Raw genomic sequence first — 20849 nt, forward strand, 5'->3', positions numbered from 1 at the left:
GCACCTCACATGCAGTAACGTCAAGCCGTGACAAAGAACGGGAGCGGTGAGCGGCCGATCGGCGATCGCGCAGGCCGTTTGAGCAGGCGGAAGCGGGGCGGCGTTGAGGGGTCCGCCGCGGAGCGGCCCAGTACGATCCGTGACGTCGCCGCGAAGGCGGGCGTCTCGGTGGCAACCGTTTCCCGTACGCTGGCCGGGAACTACCCCGTCTCCGAGGAGACCCGGACCCGGGTCATGGCGGCCGTCGCCTCCCTGCACTATGTGGTCAACGTGCATGCCAAGGCGCTCTCCGGGCGGGTGGCCGGACCCGTCGCCCTGGTGATCAAGGACATCACCGGCCCGTCGCTCGCCCATGTCGCTGCCGGGGTGGAGCAGGAGGCCGCCGACCGGGGCAGGCTGAGCCTGGTGTGCGCCACGCACGACGATCCGGCCCGCGAGGACGACCTGGTTCAGCTGATGCGGGAACAGCACGCTGCCGCTGTACTCCTCGTCGGCGGCGCGGTGCCCGGGGAGGCGTACGACCGCCGGATGGCCGGATACGCCGAGGCCCTGGACGCCGCAGGCTCGCGCCTGGTGCTGGTCGGCCGCCCGTCGCCGGCCCCCGACCTGCCGCTCACGGTCGTGGATTACGACAATCGCGGTGGCGCCTTCCAGGCCGTCTCGCACCTTCTCGCGCACGGCCACCGACGGGTGCTCTTCCTTGGCGGCGAGGCCGGCATGAGCAGTGCGGAGGAACGCCGGGCCGGATACCGGGACGCGCTGCGCGCGCACGGCGTCGACCACCACGGGGATCTCGACACCATCGGTACCTACACCCGCACCTCAGGCTACGCACGCACCCGCGACGCCCTGCGGGACGGCCCAGAGTTCACGGCGGTGTTCGCGGCCTCCGACATGGTCGCCCTCGGTGCCCTGGCCGCGCTGCGCGAGGCCGGCCGGGACGTTCCCGGCGACGTGTCTGTGGTGGGCTTCGACGACGTCCCTTTCGCCACCGACCTGACCCCGGCACTCACCACGGTCCGGGTGCCCTACGCGGAACTCGGCCGCACCGCCGTACGTCTGGCCCTTTCCAGCGGCGAGGCTCCCACCGGCGAGGACCACGTCGTGCTCGGCACCCAGCTCATCATCCGCCAGTCGGTGCGGCGGCTGACCTGGTAGCAGGCTCTACGTTCTGGTGCCGGGCACCGAGCTTCCCTTCCTTCGCCGCTCCTGCCCCGCATGTCGATTGACTGGGACGCGGCACGTCCTTACGGGGAGAGTAGACGCCCTCTCTCTCCATGTCGTCGCAGGAGCTCATCAGGAGAGCCATGCCCGTCGTCCCACCGCTAGGCAGGATCGTGTTCGCGATGGACCTGGTGCACCTTCCGCGGTGATGCTGCCATGGCGTGATCGATCCTGGGCGTTGCTTCATGATTTCTCGTCCACATAGGGCAGATGCCCCCAGTAGCGCTACCTCACATCACGGAGCAGGATTCGGACAATCCGACAGTTCGTCGGCCGCAAAAGCCGGATGCGCTACTCGGGCGAGCCCTGCCGGCCCAGCACGGCCGCCCCGTCGCACCTTCCGAGACGGAGATCCATGGGTTGGTCGCGGTCGCAGTGCAGCCTGCCGTCGACGACTCGGGCGGCGGCGACCTGGAGGGAGGAGCGGCGGGTGGCGTAGGTGTCGTCCTCGGCTGCGTCGCCGACGCGGCCCGGGTGGGTGAAGTAGAAGACGTACGCGGTCTCGTCCTGGACGACCACGTCGGCATGGAGCCCGATGGTGCCGTCGTCGGGGCGGTTGCCGGGCTTGTCGAGGATGAGCCCCTGGTGTTCCCAGGTGGTGAGGTTGTCGGAGCGCAGGACGCCCTGACCACGCCATTCGTCGACGAGCATCCAGTAGTGGCCGCCGAGTTCGAAGACGTTGGGGCCTTCGTGCGGGCGGTGGCCGACCGCCAGGCCGATCGGTTGCCAGTGGTAGAGGTCGGGGCTGTCGGCGGCGCACGTCAGTGAGCCGCGCGAGTCGTCCTTGAACCACATGCGCCAGCCGCCCTCCGGTAGCGGGAACACGCACGCGTCGATGACCCGGTCGGAGCCGAGGTCCAGGGCGCCGTGATGCGTCCAGTCCAGCAGGTCGGGGCTGGTGTAATGACGGATGGAGGCAGTGCCGTTCCAGTCGTCGCGGATGCCGCGGATGTAACTGACGTACATGTGGTAGACCCCGTCGTGCCAGATGATCTCCGGGGCCCAGAAGGTGTTGTGGCCCCACTCGGTGTTCAGGCCGGGAAGGATGCCTCGATAGGCCCAGGTGCGGCCGCCGTCCGCTGAGGCGGCCACGCCCAGGTCGGTGCCGTACACCCAGGCGACCCCGGGGCCGGGAGCGGTTGTACGGCGGTTGGTGTAGACGAGCCACCATTCGCCGGCCTGGCGGTTCCAGACGGCGACGGGGTCGGCGGCTCCGTCATGTACGGGGTCGCGGAAGAGCGGGCCGTGGGCCACAGGGTTCACAGGGTCTCCCTGTCGTATGTGATGAAGATCGGACGGCTTCAGGCATCCCGGCAGGAGGCGACGAGCCGGTCGTGCCGCGTACGATCGCCCGGGGTGTGCCGAGCGGTGTGCTGGCTGTCCGTGCGTCAGGGCCGGCGTGCCTCCACGGGGCGGCAGGTCGTCAGGGGAGGGTCAACCGCCCGTCGACTCGCGGATCACCAGCGAGAAGTCCCCGACGAACTCCTCGTAGTCGGGCGCCGGCTTCTTCTGTTCGATGCGCCTGGTCAGCAGGTCGACCGCTCGTTCGGCCATGCCCTGGTGGTCCGGGTCGACGGTGGAGAGAGAGGGGATGAAGAACTCGCTCTCCGAGACGTTGTCGAAGCCGATCACCTTCACCTGGTCGGGCGCCTGGATGCCCGTGTCGGCCAGGCCCCGCAGCACACCCATGGCCAGGGAGTCGGTGATGCAGAACACCCCGTCGAAGTCGAGCCCGCTGTCCGCCATCTCTCGGGCACGGCACGCGCCGTCGCGCATGCCGAGCCGGTCCACCTGTTGGATCAGGGCTGGGTCCGAGGGCAGACCGGCCTCCGCCAGCGCCTGCCGATAGCCGGTGAGGCGGAGGCCGGAGGTGTCGACCTCTTCCACCGGCCCGCACAGGAACGCGATGCGCCGGCAGCCGCGCTCGATCAGGTGCCGGGTCGCTGCCCGTGACGCTTCGAGGTTGGGCATGGCGACATGGTCCACGGGGCCGCCGAAGATCCGGTCGCCGAGGATGACCACCGGGTGGTCCACTCTGAGCCGCTCGGTGTCGGCTTGGCCGAGGCCCGCGGCGCAGAGAATGAGCCCGTCGTACAGCCGGTTGCGCGACAGGGACAGGGCGTCCAGTTCGTTCTCGCGGGAGGCCGCCTGCTCGATGCTCACCCGGAGGCCGCGCCGCTCGGTCGCGCCGATGATCGCGGCGGCCAGCAGGCTGTAGTAGGGGCTGTTCAGTTCGGGGACCGCGAGACCGATGGTTCCGGTGCGGCCCTTGGCCAGGTTGCGGGCGGCGACGTTCACGCGGTAGTCGAGACGGGCCATGGCCTTGAGGACCTTCTCCCGCGTCGTCTCGCGCACATTCGGATGGTCGTTGATGACATTCGACACGGTCATCGGTGAGACTCCGGCCGCCTTGGCCACGTCCTGAATCGTTACCACGCTCGCCCCCGGTCTGCGTCCTCGAACCCCACTCGCATGCTATGCCTCGCCCCGGTCGGCTCTCCCAGAGGCGGGGCGGCAGATTGCGGACAGTGGTGGATCGTGGACGCGCTGGGCACGGATGCACTCCTGAGGAGGTGTGGGGGATCTGATCGAGGGCTGCCCCCGCGGGGGAGCGTGGGGGCAGCCCCCGGGCCTACTTGGCGTACATCAGCTGGCCGAAGCCGAGCTGGTCGTAGCCGCCGCTGGTGGAGCCGTAGTCGCCGCCTCCGCCTTCGATGCCGACGAGGTCGTTGGACATGGACCAGATGTACTTGTCGTCCAGGTGCTTGATCCGGTTGTAGTGGTAGTGGAGCATCGCCCACACCGGGCGGACGTGGCCCCGGCCGCTGGAGGAGATCGCGGTCTGCTCGTTGTAGGCGCAGTTGGTGCCGCTGCCCCAGCTGTAGGTGGTGTAGGGCACGTCGAGACCGGTGTTGTACTTGGCGACGTACTGAGCGGCCTTGAAGAACCGGTTGTCGTCGTAGCCGTACAGGTCGACGCCCTGGTTGTAGGCCATCTCGCAGATCACGCCCATCTGGCCCATGCCCATGACGCTGTGGGGCTGGTCGCGTCCGGACTCCTGCCACTGGCCGAGCGCGTAGCCGTCGTCGTCGGTGTAGAGGTACGGGATCGCGTGCTCGACGGCGCCGTTACCCGCGCCGCTCTGGAAGTAGGTGACGGCCTCGTCGAACTTGTCGCCGTCCTCGCAGAGGATGGAGGTGGCCAGGATCGACGCGATGTTGCACAGGTCCCAGTTGGCCCAGTAGTGGGTGATGCAGGTGAAGTTGTGGTCCCGCAAGAAGCCGTGGTTGATCGGGTAGAACACGTTGAGCATCATCTGCTGGAAGGCTTCGAGGTCGAATCCGCTGTAGTCGCGCAGCAGTTCACCCACGTTGGCGAACTGCCAGCCCTGGAGTCCGGCAACCAGGATCGCGTCGGTGCTGCCCTGGATCGAGGTCAGGGTGCTCGACCAGGCGTTGCAGATGGCGGCGGCGCAGGCGGCGTGGGCGGTGTCGCCGGTGATCAGCCAGCGCAGGGTGTTCTGGTACGCGGCGGCTACGTCGTTGTAGAGGATCGTGTAGTTGTTGGAGGTCCCGGTGCCGCGGTAGACGACGGACTGCGGGTTGGCCGTCCAGGTCGACGCCGAGTGGGCGTTGGCGGTGAGTAGTTGCCAGCCCGAGTACCAGGGCTCGGCGTACGCGGCCACCTTGACCTTGGCGCGGTTGATGTCACCGGGGTGGTGGATGCCCCCGGGGTGGTTCCAGACGGTCGGCGAGGCGGCGACGGGCCGTGCGGAGGCGGCGCCGAGCGCCGCGGCCAGCGTGAGACCGCCGGCGAGGCGCAGGACGCCGCGCCGGCTCGGTCCAGTGCGTTGGGGCTGCGCTGTGCCTGGGGCGAGTGGGGGGAGGTGGTTGCGGCTCATGGGATGTACGACTCCAATCGAACGGCCCGATCGGCTCTGATCGGGAGTGATGGCGACGTGGTTGAACAGCCGTGCCGAGGGCGGTGACTGGCGTGGGGGGTGGTCGCCCCTCGGCGATCACCGGCCGGGGATCTCCGACAAGGTGACGGCGAAGACGGCGGACCGTGCGGTCAGCCGGTACTGGGGCAGGACGCGAGGGCCGCACGCGGCGGACCCCAGTCCGTGCTGTGCGAGGTCGATGTTGAGGTGCACGGCTCCACCAGGCCGGAGTTCGTGGGTGTGCCGGGCGGTGTCCAGGTCCTCGCTGGTCCAGCGTCGGGCGGTGAGCTGGAAGGTGGGCTCACCGGTGACGCGCAGCCCGCCGTACCGGCCGGTGAGTTCCGCCCACCGGACATCGGCCCGGTTGCCGTTCTCCTGGGGGAAGACGTACGGCGTATGGAGGGCGTCGATCGAGCTGCTGTGACGGCCGAGGCGTGCGGCGAGACGGCTGTCCGGATACGCCTCCGCAGGTCCCAGCCCGTACCAGGTCACGTCGTTGATCCAGGCTGACAGGGACATCCGTAGGCCGAGACGGGGGATGGGGATGTCCTGCCAGTCCCCGTCCGGTTCGATCTCGGTGGTGAGGCGGAGCCCCTCGTCGGTGGCCTGCCAGCGGTAGGTGGCGTACAAGCCGAGGTCGGTGGCGGCGGGGGCGACCCGGGTGCGTACGACCACCGTGTCGTCCTCGGTGTCGATGCCGAGGAGGCGGTGCTGCAGGCGGTCCAGGCCAACGTGCCGCCAGGTGTTGGCCACCGGGTCGTGGCCGAGGCGGTCGTTGTCGGTCGGTGCCCGCCACAGGTCGAGTCGGGGGCCGGTGACCGGCAGGTTCCCGAGCCGGGTCAGGCGGCCGGTGCGGGGATCGAACAGCCCGGGGTCCGGCCTGGAGGTGCGGGTAGTACGACGCACCGGCGCCCGCTCGGGAGCGCGTTGGGCCCAGGTGATCTCGTGGCCGGCCGGTGCCCAGGGCTCGTCCTTGGTGAGGACGGCACTGATGGTGAGTACGCCGGTGGTGTTCGCGGTGGGGTAGGGGAGACGGGCCGGGGGACCGCCCGGTGGGACGGCCGGGAGGGGGAGCGTTCCCGAGTCGCTCTCCTCGCCGTCCTGTTCCAGGGACCAGGCCAGCGTCAGATGGGAGAGGTCCCGGAAGTCGTACAGGTTGGTGATCTCCATGACGTCCGCCGCCATGGTGATCCGCACCGGCTCGACGACCTTCTTGTACTCGCCCAGGCTTGGCGAGGGGGTGCGGTCGGGGAACACCATCCCGTCGCAGACGAAGTTGCCGTCGTGCAGTTCCTCGCCGAAGTCGCCGCCGTAGGCGAAGTGGCCGTCTTCGCGCAGGCCGTGGTCGATCCACTCCCACACGAAGCCGCCCATGCATCGGTCGTACTTCTCGAACAACTCCTGGTACTCGACGAGTCCGCCGGGACCGTTGCCCATGGCGTGGGCGTACTCGACGACCACGGACGGCATCCCGCGCCGCCGCGCGTCGGCGACCGGGTCGGACAGGGGCTCCTCCGCGCGGCGGCCGATGGCGTCGAGTTCCTCGTGCGAGGTGTACATCCGGCTGTAGACGTCGGTGTACCGGCCGCCCCAGTCCTGCTCGTAGTGCAGCGGCCGGTCCGGGTCGCGCTGCTTGACCCATTCGGCCATGGCCTGGAGGTTGCGGCCATCGCCAGCCTCGTTGCCCAGCGACCACATGACGATGCTGGGGTGGTTCTTGTCCCGTTCGACGGTCCGCCGTATGCGGTCGAGGTACGCCTCACGCCAGCGTGGGTCGTCGCTCGGGTTGCCGCGCCAGTCGCCCATCAGGGAGAAGCCGTGCGTCTCCAGGTCGCACTCCAGCATCACCCACAGACCCAACTCGTCGCACAGCTCCAGGAACCGGCTGTCCGGAGGGTAGTGGCTGGTGCGGACCGCATTGATGTTGTGCCGTTTCATCAGCACGATGTCCTCGCGCATGGTCCGCTCGTCGAGGACGCGTCCGTGATCGGGATGGAACTCGTGCCGGTTGACGCCCCGCAGAAGGACGGGTCGCCCGTTGACCTTGAACACCCCGTCCTCGACGAGGACGGTGCGGAAGCCGATCCGCAGGGGGATCGTCTCGCCGCCCGTGCGCAGCTCACCGGCGTAGAGCCGGGGGAGTTCGGCCGTCCACGGTTCAACGGCTTCGATGTCGTAGGGCCCTTGGGCGGAGACGTCTCGCAGCCCGAGTTCCTCGACGGTCAACAGTGCGGGTATGGAGGTGTCGACGCGCAGGGTGCCGTGGCCGGAGGTGTGGTCGAAGTCGGCGTGGACGAAGAAGTCGTCGAGCGCGCGGGGAGGGCGGGACAGGAGAGTGACGGACCGGAAGATCCCGGACAGCCACCACATGTCCTGGCCCTCCAGATAACTGCCGGGTGACCACTGGTGGACGCGGACGGCGAGGACATTGCGACCCGGCTTGACGATTCCGGTGACGTCGAACTCGGTGGGCAGCCGGCTGCCGGTGGACCAGCCCAGTTCCTCTCCGTTGAGCCAGGTGGTGAAGCAGGAGTCCACGCCGTCGAAGCGCAGTGCCGCTCCCAGGCCGATCCACTCCTCGGGGAGCTCGAAGGTGCGCCGGTAGTCGCCGGTGGGGTTGTCGTCCGGGACGTACGGGGGATCGACAGGGAAGGGGTAGGCGATGTTGGTGTAAATGGGTGCGCCGTGGCCGTACAGCTGCCAGTGGGCGGGCACGGGCAGTTCGTCCCATCCGGAGTCGTCGAGGTCCGGCTGCTCGATGCCCGCGGGTGCCTCGGCGTGCGACGCCGACAGCCGGAACCTCCAGTCGCCGTCCAGGACCAGTCGGGGAGCGTCCGAGCGGAACGCGGCCCGGGGCGGGCGTCGGCCCTGACCAGGAGCGAAGGTGTTCAGCGGGCCGGTCATGATGCGGCGGCCGCTGCTGCCTCGGCCGTGGTGAGGAACTTCAGGTCGATCACGTGCTCGTTGGCGTACCACTGCACGGTGTCGGTGGTGTAGTACCACCTTGGCTTGCGCATGGTGTCGGCGATGACGACGCCGTTGACCACCAGGTTCTCGAAGGTGACGTTCTTGATGGCGTGGTCGGCGTCGTAGCCGAGGAACAGCGACGGGTTGGCGCGGGTGCCGGTGTAGGTGAGGTTCTTGATGTAGACATCCTCGATCCCGCGGCCGGCCGAGGTGTTGTACTTCGTGTTGTACATGACGCGGAAGTTGAGGAGCTGGCCCCAGCGGAAGTCCTCGACCCGTACGTCCTCGACCCGGACGTTCTTGATCAGGTTGGAGTCGCCGGCGTTGAGGGAGATGCAGCCCTGGTAGTTCATCTGGGGCTCGCGGTGGTCGAGGATGTCGACGTTCTGGATGAGCAGGTTCTCGATCATCTCCGGGTCGTCGGTGTTGCCGTGGGTGCCCACGTTGATCGGGTGGGCGACGTCCGCCCACAGGGTGGCGTTCTTGATGGTGACGTTGCGGGTGTCGCCGTAGAGGGTGTCCCGGTGGGCGTAGATCGAGTGGCTGTCGTCGGCGCTGCGCACGAAACATCCGTCGTAGGTGATGTCCGTGGAGCAGTAGACGGGGAAGCCGTCACCCCACTGCCCCCACGTGAACACGCGGCTGTTCCTGACGTGGACGTTCTCCGCTTCGCGGCAGCCCAGGCCGGCTCCGAGCATGATGACGTCCTCGACCCGGACGTTCTTGCTGCTCTCGACGTTCACGCCAGCGACGGCGCTCGTTGGTATCAGCACGCCGTGACCCTTGAGGGTCACCTTCTCGGCACCCTTGATGTCGATCCCGCCCAGAAGGACGGCGCCGCCCGCGAGGTAGACGGTCTTGCCGCTGGGGACGGAGAGGAGGTTGACGGTGTGCAGGCCGGGGCCGTAGTAGAGGACATCCGGGTCGTCGGCGGCCGGTTCCTGCTTCTCGACGCGGTTGGTGAGGACGTGCAGGCAGTCGAAGACGTCGTCGTTGATCTGGGCGACGACGTCTTTCGGTTCGTCGAGGGTGAAACGCAGGGTGTCGCCGAGGAGTTCGGGCGTGATGCCGTAGGAGTCCGGTCGGATCCGTGCCTTGGTGGCGCCGCCCTTGAGGTAGGTGACCTCCAGTTCCACCGGGCCGCAGAAGTCGAAGTACACCATCGAGGAGTTGTAGACCTTGCCCGAGCCGGTGGTGGCGTTGATCTCCCGCGCCCGTGGCTGGTAGATGTCGAGGTTCTGCCACTGGCCGTCGGGAGCGGTGCGTACCCGCACGGTGAAGCTGGTGGTGGTCGCCACGCCCGCGGGCCGGGGATAGGTGACCAGTTTCGGTGCGGGGTTGTCCTCGTCGGCCCGGGCCGAGGTCGCCGCCATGGTGGTCAGGCCGGTGGCGAGGCTTGCTGCGCCGACTGCCTGGAGGGCTCTGCGACGGGTCAGGGACGCGCTCATATTCGGCTCCTGTCAAGGGGAAGTGCGGCTGCTTGAATGGATGTTGATGGCCCGTCAGGTGACGAGTGGTGCACGGACCGTGACGAACGAATGGGGCGGCAGCGTGAGCGTGAGGCCCCGGTCCGTGGTCTTGAGATCGTCGAAGGGGCGGGGGCCGACCGTGTGCGGTGCCTCGGGGGTGTTGTGATCCTGGATCCGGTCGGCGGAGAGGATGCGGGCGACCGGCTCGCCGACCGCGCGGCCACGCAGGTCGAGGGTCAGCTCGGCCGGCTCTTCGGCGTGCAGGTTGGACAGCGAGATCAGTACCGCCCCGTCCTTGACGCTCGCAGAGGCGGACAGCAGGTCAGTCTCGGCGTCCTCGCCCCGCAGGTGTACGGCGAGCGAAGTGGCGTCTTGGTGGCCCTTGTTCATCTCGAAGACGTGGTAGGTCGGGGTCAGCACCAGGCTGTCGCCGTCGGTGAGGATCATCGCCTGGAGGACGTTGACGGTCTGCGCGATGTTGGCCATGTGCAGCCGCGCCGCGTGCTTGTGGAAGATGTCGAAGTGGACGCTCGCGACCAGCGCGTCCCGCAGGGTGTTCTGCTGGAACAGGAACCCGGGGTTGGTGCCCGGCTCCACGTCCCACCACGTGCCCCACTCGTCCAGCACCAGCCCCACCGTGCGGCCGGGGTCGTAGACGTCCATGACCGTGGAGTGGCCGGTCAGGATGCGGTCGATGCGCCGGGCGGCGGCCATTGTGCGGTAGTAGTCGTCGGTGTCGAAGTCGGTGGCGCTGCCCTTCGTCTCCCAGGGGCCGGCCATCGCGTAGTAGTGCACGGAGATGCCCTGGAAGTAGTTCTTCGGGGTGGCCTCGCAGCCGAAGCAGCCGATCTGCCGCATCAGGGTCTCGGTCCACTGGTAGACGTCGTCCGAGGCGCCCGAGGCGATTCGGTACAGCTTGTTGTCGCCGTGGTCCCGGCAGTACGTGGCGTACTGCCGGACCAGGTCGGCGGAGTACTCGGCGCGCATGTTGCCGCCGCAGCCCCAGGTCTCGTTGCCGATGCCCCAGTACTTCACGCGCCAGGGTTCCTCGCGCCCGTTGGCCCTGCGGAGGCGGACCATGGGGCTGTCGCCGTCGCGGGTCAGGTACTCCACCCACTCGCTCATCTCCCGCACGGTGCCGGAACCGACGTTGCCGCTGATGTACGGCTCGGCGCCCAGGAGTTCGCACAGGGCCATGAACTCATGTGTGCCGAAGTGGTTGTTCTCCTCGACATCGCCCCAGTGCGTGTTGACCATGGTCGGCCGCTGTTCGCGGGGGCCGATGCCGTCCTTCCAGTGGTACTCGTCGGCGAAACACCCGCCGGGCCAGCGCAGGTTGGGGATGTTCAGGGCGCGCAGGGCCTCGACGTCGTCGAGCCGGATGCCTCCTTCGTTGGGGATGGGTGAGTCCTCGCCGACCCAGAAACCGCCGTAGATGCAGCGGCCGAGATGCTCGGCGAAGTGGCCGTAGAGATGCCGGCTGATCGTCGGGCCCTCGATGTCGAGGTTGATGACCGCGGTGGCGTTGGGCACGGAGGTACTCCTGCGGGGTTGGGGTGGTGGCGGTGCAGAGGTGGGTGCGGGGGGGTGTCGACGGAGTGCCAGCGGGGGTGGCGCGGCAGATTCCGTCTACCGCTACCTCGTTCGAGGCGGGCACGCAGACCTAACAACCGCTTTCTTGTAGCGGTACAAAAAAGCTGCCACTCGGTGGCCGGAAGAGTCAAGAGGGTTGCGTCAAGGTTTCCGTCGGCAGGCTCGGAGCGAGAAACTCCCGCCCCTCATAAGGGCATTCCGCCCTCTTGACACCGTTCGGCGGCCAGTCCTAGCGTTCGCCGAAGTCTTCCGGAACCGGTTTCCACGGTCGGCGTTCTGGGGTGTGACGCCTACGGTCGAGGAACGGGACCGTGCGCGTCCAGGCATACCTGTCGGCGGGTCCAGTTGTCCGCATCGTCTGCCATGACGCGGTCCGCGCGGCGCTACCCCTGGCCTTCTCCTCTCCTCCCTCTTCCTTTGCTCGTGCCCTCCTGAGTGAGCGGCGCCCATCTCGTGCGCATCCCTGTACCCGCATCGCCCGAAAGGTCCATAGTCATGCCCGTTTCACCCAGAGGCTCCTTCGACCGGCGCCGCTTCCTCACGGCCTCCGCCGGCGCCGCCGCCACCGCCACCCTGTCCGGCTGCGCCGCCTCCGTCGACTCCGGAAACGGATCGGGAGGCGGCGGAAAGACGATCACCGTCATGACGGTCGGCGAGGAGTGGGACGCGAAGACCAAGAAGAGCCTTGAGAAGACGCTGGGCATCACCATCCGGGTCATCACCTATGACGTCACCAAGCTCAACGCCCTGCTCTCCGCGAAGACGCCCCCCGACCTGGTGCGCGGCGTGGGCGCGACGGACACGCCCTACTTCGCGGCGCGTGGACTGATGACGGATCTGGACCCGTACATCGCCAAGAGCAAACTGCTCAGGCCCACGGACATCGCCCCGGCCAACGATGTGTGGCGCTTCGACGGGAACAAGCAGGGCGCCGGCCCCCGCTACGGCCTCGCCAGGGACTACTCGCAGGACTGCATGTTCTGGTACCGCGCCGACATGTTCGAGGAGGCCGGACTGGAACTGCCCAGCGCGACCGAGCCCCTGTCCATGGACGAGTGGCTGGACCTCGGCAAGCGGCTGACCGCACGCCGACTCGGCAAGGTGAAGGTCTACGGCCTGAGCGCCAACGGCATGGGCGTCATGTCCCAGCTGATGTGGATGACGGCGTCGGCGGGCGGGAGCCTGTTCGCCGACGACACCGCCACCGTGGACTTCTCCTCGCCGGAGGCGCGCAAGGCGCTTCAGTGGTACATGGACTACGCGAAGGCCGACATCGGCCCGAGCCTGGTCAACCCCAACCCGGACGGCTGGGACGGGCCGACCTACCAGGCCGGCCGGATGGCGATGAGCTGCGGCGGCTTCTGGTTCGGTTCGGTCATCGCCGGCGACGGCAAACTGTCCGAGGTCTCGCGGTTCGCGCCCGCGCCGCAACTGGGCAGCCACCGTGTCAGCCCCATCTTCAGCGGCACGGGCTTCTGGATCCCGAAGGACGCCAAGAACAAGGAAGAAGCCTGGAAGCTCTTCGAGCTCCACTTCGGCGGCGGACCCGCCGAGGAACGGGCGGCGGCCGGCTGGGGCATGCCCCCGCTGAACTCACTGCGTTCGAAGATGCCCCAGAAGACAGCGATGCAGAAGCAGGCGTACGCGGCCCAGATGAAGGAGCTGCCGTACTTCACGGTGCTGCCCGTCAGCCCGTACGCGCAGATGGACGCCCTGAACGGAGTCCTCAGCAAAGTGCTGCCGGACGCGGTCAAGTCCGACAGGGCCGTCGGTAAGGTCGCCGACGCGCTCAACTCCCGTATGAACGAACAGCTCGACCGGGGCAAGGAGCTGGTGGGGTGAGCACCGATCAGCTGACCGGGCGTAACGCGCCTTCTGTGACACCTCCGTCACGGGTCCCGCCCGGCTCCCGCCGGGCGTCCGGGCTTCGCTCGCGGCGGATGCGCCGGGCCGGGGCGTTCTACGTGTTCACCGGCCCCTGGCTGCTAGGGTTCCTGGCGCTGACGGCCTACCCCCTGGGTTACGCGCTGTGGCTCAGCTTCACCAACTCCGACGGCCTGACCTCCCACCCCCGCTTCGTGGGACTGGACAACTACCGGGAGGTCTTCACCGACCAGGACACCCTCGCCTCCCTGGCCCGCACCGGCCTGTTCACCGCCGTCACCGTGCCGCTGACGATCATCGCGGGGCTCTTCCTCGCGGTGCTGGTCAACCAGCCCATTCGGGCGCGCGGCGTGTTCAGGACGCTGATCTACCTGCCCGCCGTGGTGCCGCCGGTCGGTGCCGCCCTCACCTTCAAGCTGATCTTCGACCGTGATTCCGGCTCCGCCAACGGCCTGCTGGACATGCTCGGCGTCAACGGGGTGACGTGGCTGGCGGATCCGTACGCCCGCTACGTGCTGATCATGCTGACGCTGTGGGGCACCGGGAACGTCATGATCATCTCGCTGGCGGGGCTCCAGGACATTCCCAGGGAACTGCACGACGCGGCGCTGGTGGACGGCGCGAGCCAGTGGCAGTCCTTCACCCGGGTCACCCTGCCGCTTCTCTCCCCCGTGCTGTTCTTCCAGGTGGTCACCGGCATCATCGCCACGCTGCAGACCTTCGCCCCGCTGCTCATCTCCCTCGACCCCACCCCCCAGGGCGTGTCGGCCGTACCGGAGAGCAACAACCTCATCATGATCAACGTCTTCACCCAGTACTTCGCCAACAGCCGCTACGGCTACGCCTCCGCCCTGCTGTGGGTGCTCTTCCTCTTCATCATGGCCGTCACCGTCCTCGTCTTCCGGCTCAGCAAGGGCGCGGTCTTCTACTCCGTGGACCCCGAAGAGAAAAAGGCCAATTCCCGCACCCTCGGAGGCAAGTGATGGTCCTGGCCCGACGCAAAGTCGTCTACATGTTGCTGGTCGCGGTCCTCGTGCTGTTCCTGAGTCCCTTCGGCTGGCTGGTCATCACCGCGCTCAAGGCCCCCTCCGAACTGCGCGCCGTGCCCATCCACTGGTGGCCGCACCACCTGACCACGGAGAACTTCTCCCAGGCGCTGACCTTCTTCGACTACCTCGGCTACGCCCGCAACTCGCTGACCATCGCCGCCCTCTACTCGGTCCTGATCACGCTCGCCTCCGCGTGGGCCGGCTACGGCTTCGCCCGTCTCGACGCACCCGGCAAGCGGATCGTCTTCGGCCTCCTGCTGTCGACCATGATGATGCCGACGATCATCACCCTCATCCCGACCTATCTGCTGTTCGTCAAGGCGCACCTGGTCAACACCTACATCCCGTGGGTGCTGTGGGGGCTGTGCGGCGCCCCGTATCTGGTCTTCCTCTTCCGGCAGTTCTTCACCAACATGCCCAAGGAACTGGAGGAGGCGGCGATCGTCGACGGCTGCGGTCAGATCCGCGTCTTCTGGCGGATCTTCCTCCCGCAGTCCTGGCCGGTCATCGCCACCAGCCTGATCCTCTCCTTCAGCTGGAGCTGGGGCGACTACGTGGCGCCCGCTCTGTTGCTGGACGACGACCGCACCACCCTCGCGGTCAAGATCGCCACCGGCTATGTCAACGAACACGGCACCGGGCTCTACACGCTCGTCGCGGCGGGCGCCGTTATGTACATCGTGCCCGTCCTGATCCTCTTTCTGATCCTCCAGCGCGGCTTCATCGCCGGCACGGCCACGTCCGGACTCAAGTGAGACACAAGGGACTTCAGTGACCGCGAAACCCGAACTCTCCGTCCCCGGCATCGCCTACGGCGGCGACTACAACCCCGAGCAATGGCCCGAGGAGGTCTGGGACGAGGACATGCGCCTGATGCGCGAGGCCGGCGTGAACATTGTCAGCGTCGGCATCTTCTCCTGGGCCCTGCTGGAACCATCCGACCGCGTGTACGACTTCTCGCGCATGGACCGGATCCTGGACCTTCTCCACGAGAACGGCATCGCCGCCGACCTCGCCACCCCGACCGCGGCCCCGCCGGCGTGGTTCTACCGCGCGCACCCGGAGGCGCTACCCGTTGACGCCGACGGTCGTCGGCTGTCGTACGGGAGCCGGCAGACCTTCTGTCCGTCGAGCTCCGCGTATCGTCTGGCCGCCCTGCGCATCACGGGCAGACTGGCGGAGCGGTACGCAGATCATCCGGCGGTGGCCCTGTGGCACGTCCACAACGAGTACGGCTGCCACAACAGGGCCTGCTACTGCGACACCAGCGCGAAGGCGTTCCGCCGTTGGCTCAAGGAGAGGTACGCCGCTGATCTGAGTGCGCTGAACCATGCCTGGGGCACGACCTTCTGGAGTCAGTGGTACTACGACTGGGACGAGATCCTTCCACCGCGCGCGAGCGGCGCCGGCCCCAACCCGACCCAACTGCTGGACTGGCGCCGCTTCTGCTCGGACGAGCTGCTGTCGCTGTACAAGGCGGAGCGGGACGTGCTGCGGGCGTCGGCCCCGCGGACTCCCGTGACGACCAACTTCATCGTGATGCGGGGCGCCGACCCGCTGGACTACTGGCGCTGGGCGCCGGAGCTGGACGTCGTGGCCAACGACCACTACCTCATGTCGGACGATCCCGAGCCCGAGATCGACCTCGCGCTCAGCGGCGATCTGATGCGCTCGCTGGCGGGCGGCCCCTGGTTCCTGATGGAGCACTCCACCGGGGCGCTGAACTGGCAGCACGTCAACCGGGCAAAGCAGCCAGGGGAGTTGCGTCGCAACGCCCTGGCCCACGTGGCCCACGGCGCCGACGGCATCGCCTTCTTCCAGTGGCGGCAGTCCAGGGCGGGAGCCGAGCAATGGCACTCGGCGATGCTCCCGCACGCGGGAACCGACAGTCAGATCTGGCGCGACGTGGTCCGGCTCGGAGCCGACCTCAAGGCGCTGGCGGAAGTGCGGGGGAGTGCCGGAGTAGCCGAGGTGGCCATGGTCTGGGACTGGAACGCCCGCTGGGCCATGGAACAGCCTGCCCAGCCCAGCTCCGCACTCCGCTTCGAGGACCAAGTCCGTTCCTGGTACGAGCCGTTGTGGCGGTCGGGCGTGGCGGTGGACTTCGTGCGCCCGGACGCGGACCTGTCGACCTACCGCCTGGTCCTGGTGCCGAGCCTGTACCTGGTCGACGACGAGGGAGCGGCCAACCTCGTCGGCTTCGCAGAGCGGGGCGGCAGCCTGGCGGTCGGCTTCCACAGCGGGGCCGTGGACGAGAACTGCCATGTGCGGCTGGGGGGTTACCCGGGCGCGTTCCGGGAAGCGCTGGGCGTCCGGTCGGACGAGCTCTTCCCGTTGCAGCCCGAGGAGTCGGTGGCGTTGAGCGGGGGCGCTACGGGGTCGCTGTGGTCGGAGCGGGTGAGGCTGGAGGGCGCGGAGGCGGTGGTCTCGTACACCGAGGGGCCACTGACGGGTGTACCGGCCGTCACACGGCACACGCACGGCGACGGCGTGACCTGGTACGTGGCCACGAACCCGGACCCGGCCACCCTCGCGTCCCTGCTGACCAGGATGCGTACCGAGGCGGGCGTGGCGGCGGTGCGCACGTCACCGGAAGGGGTGGAGGTGGTGCTCCGCCGGTCTCCGGACGCGGACTATCTCTTCCTGATCGACCACGCGGGAAACGGCGCGGAGGTGACCGTCGCTGAGGACGCGGTCGAACTCCTGACGGGCAAACCCGCGCCCGGTTCGGTGACGCTGGCGCCGGGGGCGATCGCGGTGGTGCGGGAACCACGCCGGGGCTGACGGCGAGGACCGGTTCGGTCACACGGTTCTCTCTGGCCCGTCGGACGTATTGACCCACCGAACGCCACACCCTTAACGTCTGTCCGACCTTACGGACATTGTCCGAAAAATCGAACAACGGGTGCGTGTCGAGCGGGAATTGAGAGAGCCACGAGAGTCCCTCCTCCGGCAGCTCCCCCCTCAATCATTCGTGGCACCCGCAGATAGACAGGAGACGCACATGCCCGCGCTTCTCTCCCGGCTGACGGCGATATGGATCGCTGCCTGCCTCCTCTTCACAGGCCAGGTCCTGACCGCACCGCAGAGGGCCGCCGCGGCTGACTCGGGCTATCTGATGACGCACTTCATCGGGGAGGGGGCGACCGGCCAGCAGATCTACTTCTCGCACAGCACGGACGGCCTCAACTGGACGGACCTCAACGGGGGCGGGATGACCCTGCGTTCCACGGTGGGTACGCGCGGGGTGCGCGACCCCTCCCTGGTGCGCTCTCCGGACGGTGACCGGTACTGGATCATCGCGACCGATCTGTGCATCGGCTGCGGGCAGTCGTGGGACGCCGCCGTGTACAACGGCAGCCGCAGCCTCGTGGTGTGGGAGTCGCGAGACCTGGTCACCTGGTCGCAGCCGTGGCTGCTGAACGTCGCCGGTGCGATCCCCGACGGACGCAACGCGTGGGCCCCAGAGGCGATCTGGGACCCGGAGACGGGCGACTACGTCCTGTACTGGGCGACGAACGCGACCCTCGACGGCGTGCTCAAGCACCGCATCTACTACGCCCGCACCTCGGAGTTCCGTACCGTCACCACCCCGCAGCTCTACATCGACCGCCCCGGCACCCAGAACATCATCGACACCCAGATCGTCGAGGTGCCGTCCGGTGTCGGCGACTACCGCTACGTGCGCGCCTCCGGTGACGGCCAGATCACGATCGAGGGCAGCAACTCGATCCTCGGCACCTGGACCAGTCTCGGCAACCTCTCCGGCATCGGCCTGACCGGCTCGCAGGTCGAAGGCCCGATGTGGATGAAGTTCCGGGACCGGGACGAGTGGTCCCTGTACCTCGACCAGTACTCCACGGGCCGCGGTTACCTGCCGGTCCTGACGACCGACCCGTCCGCCCCCGCCGCCTACCAGCTCCCGGCCTCCGGAAGCTACGACCTGGGCGGGACCACGAAGCGGCACGGGTCGATCCTTACCCTGACGGCCGCCGAGGACAGCCGCGTGCTCGCGCGCTGGCCCGACACCGCGGTCAGCCGGCTCCAGTCGTACAACTTCCAGGACCGCTACGTCCGGCACACCGGCTTCGACGTGCGCATCGACCCGAACGTCAGCCCCGCCGAGGATGCCCAGTTCAGGGTCAGGACCGGCCTCGTGGGCTCCGGAACCGTCTCCTTCGAGTCGGTGAACTACCCCGGGTACTTCCTGCGGCACTCCGGATTCGTCTTCCAGCTCGCCTACAACGACGGCACCGCCCAGTTCGCGGCGGACGCCACTTTCCGCCAGGTAGCGGGGCTGGCCGACACGTCCTGGTCGTCGTTCCAGTCGTACAACTATCCCGGCCGGTACATCCGCCACTACGCGTACCAGCTGAGGCTCGACTCGGTCACCACAGCCACGGAACGTGCCGATGCCACCTTCCGCGTGACCGGCTGAACCACAGGAGGACAGCGCCGGCCCGCCAGTGCGGGCCGCGCACGCCACTCCGCCCGCCACATGGCGGGCGGAGTGAGGGATCTTCCCGCCAACTGCGGGTTCCTTCGTCCACTCCCGCCGTTGAGAGTGGAGGGCACCTCCACCTCACTGGCCACTCATGCCGCAAGGACCGTTATGACCGACCGGACGACAGCAGACATCCTCGGCTCCACGACCGCCCGGCCGCCCTTCGATCCTGAACTCGCGCCCGTCCTGGAAGCGATAACGGCCGCCATGCAGCCCCTGTCCGACGAAACCCTCGCCGCGACCCGACGGTACGCGACCGAGGGGATACCCGGCATGGCACCGGTGGACCTGACGGCGGCCGGCCGGGTGAGGGTGGAGGAGCGCCAGGTCCCCGGACCGGAAGGAGCACCGGACATCACGCTGCTGATCCTCAGCCCGGTTGAGGACCGCGGCCCCACGGGGGGCGTCTTCCACATCCACGGCGGGGGGATGGTCTCCGGGGACCGCCGGACAGGCGTGGCTGCGCTCCTGCCCTTCGTGGCCGACGGCAGTGCGGTCGTGGTGTCGGTCGAGTACCGCCTGGCCCCCGAACACCCCGACCCCGCCCCGGTCGAGGACTGCTACGCCGGGCTCGTGTGGACGGCGAAACACGCGGCCGAGCTGGGCATCAACCCCGAGCGGCTCCTCATCGCCGGGGGCAGCGCCGGAGGCGGTCTCGCGGCCGGCACCGCGCTCCTCGCCCGCGACCGGGCCTTCCCCAGGCTGAGCCACCAGGTACTGGTGTGCCCCATGCTCGACGACCGCTTCGAGACGCACAGCAGCCGCATGCTGGACGGCGAGGGCATCTGGGACCGCAACAGCAACCTGTACGGCTGGACCGCCCTGCTGGGTGATCGCCGCGGCGGGCCCGACGTGTCGCCCTATGCCGCTCCGGCCCGGGCCGAGGACCTCAGCGGACTGCCCCGCACCTACCTCGACACCGGCTCGGCCGAGGTCTTTCGCGACGAGATCCTGATCTACGCCCGCCGTCTGTCCGAGGCTGGGGTGAGCGTCGACCTCCACATGTGGGGCGGCGGCTTCCACGCGTTCGACGGAATGGCGGCCCACGCCGCGCTGTCGCGGGCCTCCGCCGCCACCCGCGAGGAGTTCATCCGGCGGGCTCTCGAAGACTGATACGGACGGACTGGCTCCCAGCCATGCCACGGGGCGATAGTGGCCCGGGAGGTCGGCATGCATGAACTCATCGGCAGGCTGGAGGTCACCGACGACGCGGCGGCCGGCGCGCTGCGCGTCATCGACCACTTCGACGGCCTGACCGAGGAACGGGCCTCGGTCGCCGCCGTGGTCCGGGCGACGGCGGCGCTGGCGGGGTGCCCCGCCGGCCTGCACGACGCCGGCCGGGGGATCACCCGCCGCTACGACTCCCGGGGACACTCACTGCCCGAGGCCGAGAGCCGTTCCTGGGCCCGGGCCGCGGTGCCGGGGAGTCCCGGTTCGTGGGTCTGGCTGGAACGGACCGGTGAGGCGAGGCCGCTGGACGCCCTGATTCTCGAACGCTCGGTCCGCGCCGTTCGGACGCTCACGGGCGACTTCGCTTATCACAGCGCCGCCGCGGCGGTGCGGATCGCCTGCGACCCCGATGTCTCCGATGCCGACCGGGTCGAAGCCCTCGGCATACTGCACCTCACCGGCCCCGTGACCGTTGTCGTCACCACCGTCTTCGACCTGGCCGGGCCGCGCGCCACCCGGATCGGCGCCCACACCGTCGCTCTGGTTCCCGGAGCACCGGATCCGCACCGGGACCTGCGGGCCGGGACAGCCGTCGCCCAGGTGCCGGCCCACCTCCCGGCCGCCCTGGAGCGGGCCCGGGTCGCGCTGCGGCTGACCGACCGCGTGGACGGCCCCGGCCCGTCCCTGGTGGCGTACGACGACCTCGGAGCCCTCGCCGTCCTCGCCGAACGGATCACACCGCGGGAGGCGGCCGCAACCGACGACGTGCACCGCTTGGACCAGGTACTCCTCACCCGCCCCTGGGCGATCGACACCCTCCAGGCCGTGCTCGACCAGGCCAGCCTGCGGCAGGCCGCGATCGGCCTGCACATCCACCACTCGACCCTCCAGGACCGCCTGTCCTGGCTGTCGTCCCAACTCGGCTACGCGGTCACGAAGCCCGGCGGACGTCAACGTGCCGCCGTAGCCGTCCTCCTCTGGCGGATCGCCCACAGCGAGGATGAACCCGTCGGCAGCGAGGGCTGACAGCACAACGACAGAAGAGCAGG

The 20849-nt window shown here is 68.6% G+C and carries 14 protein-coding genes; 8 read left to right on the forward strand and 6 right to left on the reverse strand.

Features of this window, described 5'->3' with window-relative positions; genetic code table 11:
- Positions 1 to 78: 78 nt before the first annotated feature.
- Positions 79 to 1158: a LacI family DNA-binding transcriptional regulator gene (locus tag IQ210_RS34500; protein ID WP_228048993.1), complete on the forward strand. Its 1080-nt coding sequence runs from the start codon at positions 79 to 81 to the stop codon at positions 1156 to 1158.
- A gap of 357 nt (positions 1159 to 1515) precedes the next feature.
- On the opposite strand, the gene IQ210_RS34505 is transcribed toward IQ210_RS34500, so the two are convergent.
- From IQ210_RS34505 to IQ210_RS34530, 6 genes are all read right to left on the reverse strand, one after another.
- Complete coding sequence (locus IQ210_RS34505; RefSeq protein ID WP_194083111.1) at positions 1516 to 2487, reverse strand: glycoside hydrolase family protein; 972 nt, start codon at positions 2485 to 2487, stop codon at positions 1516 to 1518.
- Between the two features lie 171 nt (positions 2488 to 2658).
- Positions 2659 to 3660, reverse strand: coding sequence for a LacI family DNA-binding transcriptional regulator (locus tag IQ210_RS34510; protein WP_194083112.1), 1002 nt, complete (start codon positions 3658 to 3660; stop codon positions 2659 to 2661).
- A gap of 196 nt (positions 3661 to 3856) precedes the next feature.
- Complete coding sequence (locus tag IQ210_RS34515) at positions 3857 to 5125, reverse strand: alginate lyase family protein (RefSeq protein WP_194083113.1); 1269 nt, start codon at positions 5123 to 5125, stop codon at positions 3857 to 3859.
- A 117-nt stretch (positions 5126 to 5242) separates the two neighbouring features.
- A complete protein-coding gene (locus IQ210_RS34520) occupies positions 5243 to 8068 on the reverse strand; it encodes a glycoside hydrolase family 2 TIM barrel-domain containing protein (RefSeq protein WP_194083114.1) in 2826 nt (941 codons plus the stop codon).
- The gene (locus IQ210_RS34525; RefSeq protein WP_194083115.1) at positions 8065 to 9579 is read right to left on the reverse strand and encodes a glycoside hydrolase family protein; all 1515 of its coding nucleotides are present in this window, start codon (positions 9577 to 9579) and stop codon (positions 8065 to 8067) included. The genes IQ210_RS34520 and IQ210_RS34525 overlap by 4 nt, the downstream gene beginning before the upstream one ends.
- Before the next feature lie 54 nt (positions 9580 to 9633).
- Positions 9634 to 11133: an alpha-N-arabinofuranosidase gene (locus IQ210_RS34530; protein ID WP_194083116.1), complete on the reverse strand. Its 1500-nt coding sequence runs from the start codon at positions 11131 to 11133 to the stop codon at positions 9634 to 9636.
- A gap of 555 nt (positions 11134 to 11688) precedes the next feature.
- On the opposite strand from IQ210_RS34530, the gene IQ210_RS34535 reads away from it, so the two are divergent.
- The 7 genes from IQ210_RS34535 to IQ210_RS34565 all read left to right on the forward strand — a co-directional run bounded on the left by IQ210_RS34535 (position 11689) and on the right by IQ210_RS34565 (position 20826).
- A complete protein-coding gene (locus IQ210_RS34535) occupies positions 11689 to 13035 on the forward strand; it encodes an extracellular solute-binding protein (protein WP_194083117.1) in 1347 nt (448 codons plus the stop codon).
- Positions 13032 to 14060 (forward strand): carbohydrate ABC transporter permease, encoded by a 1029-nt coding sequence (locus tag IQ210_RS34540; protein ID WP_322657354.1) that lies wholly within the window; start codon positions 13032 to 13034, stop codon positions 14058 to 14060. The genes IQ210_RS34535 and IQ210_RS34540 overlap by 4 nt, the downstream gene beginning before the upstream one ends.
- Complete coding sequence (locus IQ210_RS34545; RefSeq protein WP_194083118.1) at positions 14060 to 14881, forward strand: carbohydrate ABC transporter permease; 822 nt, start codon at positions 14060 to 14062, stop codon at positions 14879 to 14881. The genes IQ210_RS34540 and IQ210_RS34545 overlap by 1 nt, the downstream gene beginning before the upstream one ends.
- Before the next feature lie 16 nt (positions 14882 to 14897).
- Positions 14898 to 16910: a beta-galactosidase gene (locus tag IQ210_RS34550; RefSeq protein ID WP_194083119.1), complete on the forward strand. Its 2013-nt coding sequence runs from the start codon at positions 14898 to 14900 to the stop codon at positions 16908 to 16910.
- Positions 16911 to 17130: 220 nt separating this feature from the next.
- Positions 17131 to 18564: a glycoside hydrolase family 43 protein gene (locus tag IQ210_RS34555; protein WP_194083120.1), complete on the forward strand. Its 1434-nt coding sequence runs from the start codon at positions 17131 to 17133 to the stop codon at positions 18562 to 18564.
- A gap of 174 nt (positions 18565 to 18738) precedes the next feature.
- Complete coding sequence (locus IQ210_RS34560; protein WP_194083121.1) at positions 18739 to 19743, forward strand: alpha/beta hydrolase; 1005 nt, start codon at positions 18739 to 18741, stop codon at positions 19741 to 19743.
- Positions 19744 to 19800: 57 nt separating this feature from the next.
- Positions 19801 to 20826: a helix-turn-helix domain-containing protein gene (locus IQ210_RS34565; RefSeq protein ID WP_194083122.1), complete on the forward strand. Its 1026-nt coding sequence runs from the start codon at positions 19801 to 19803 to the stop codon at positions 20824 to 20826.
- The last annotated feature ends 23 nt before the right edge of the window (positions 20827 to 20849 follow it).

It is taken from the genome of Streptomyces justiciae (assembly GCF_015163075.1).
In the GTDB taxonomy this organism is placed as follows: Bacteria; Actinomycetota; Actinomycetes; order Streptomycetales; family Streptomycetaceae; genus Streptomyces; species Streptomyces justiciae.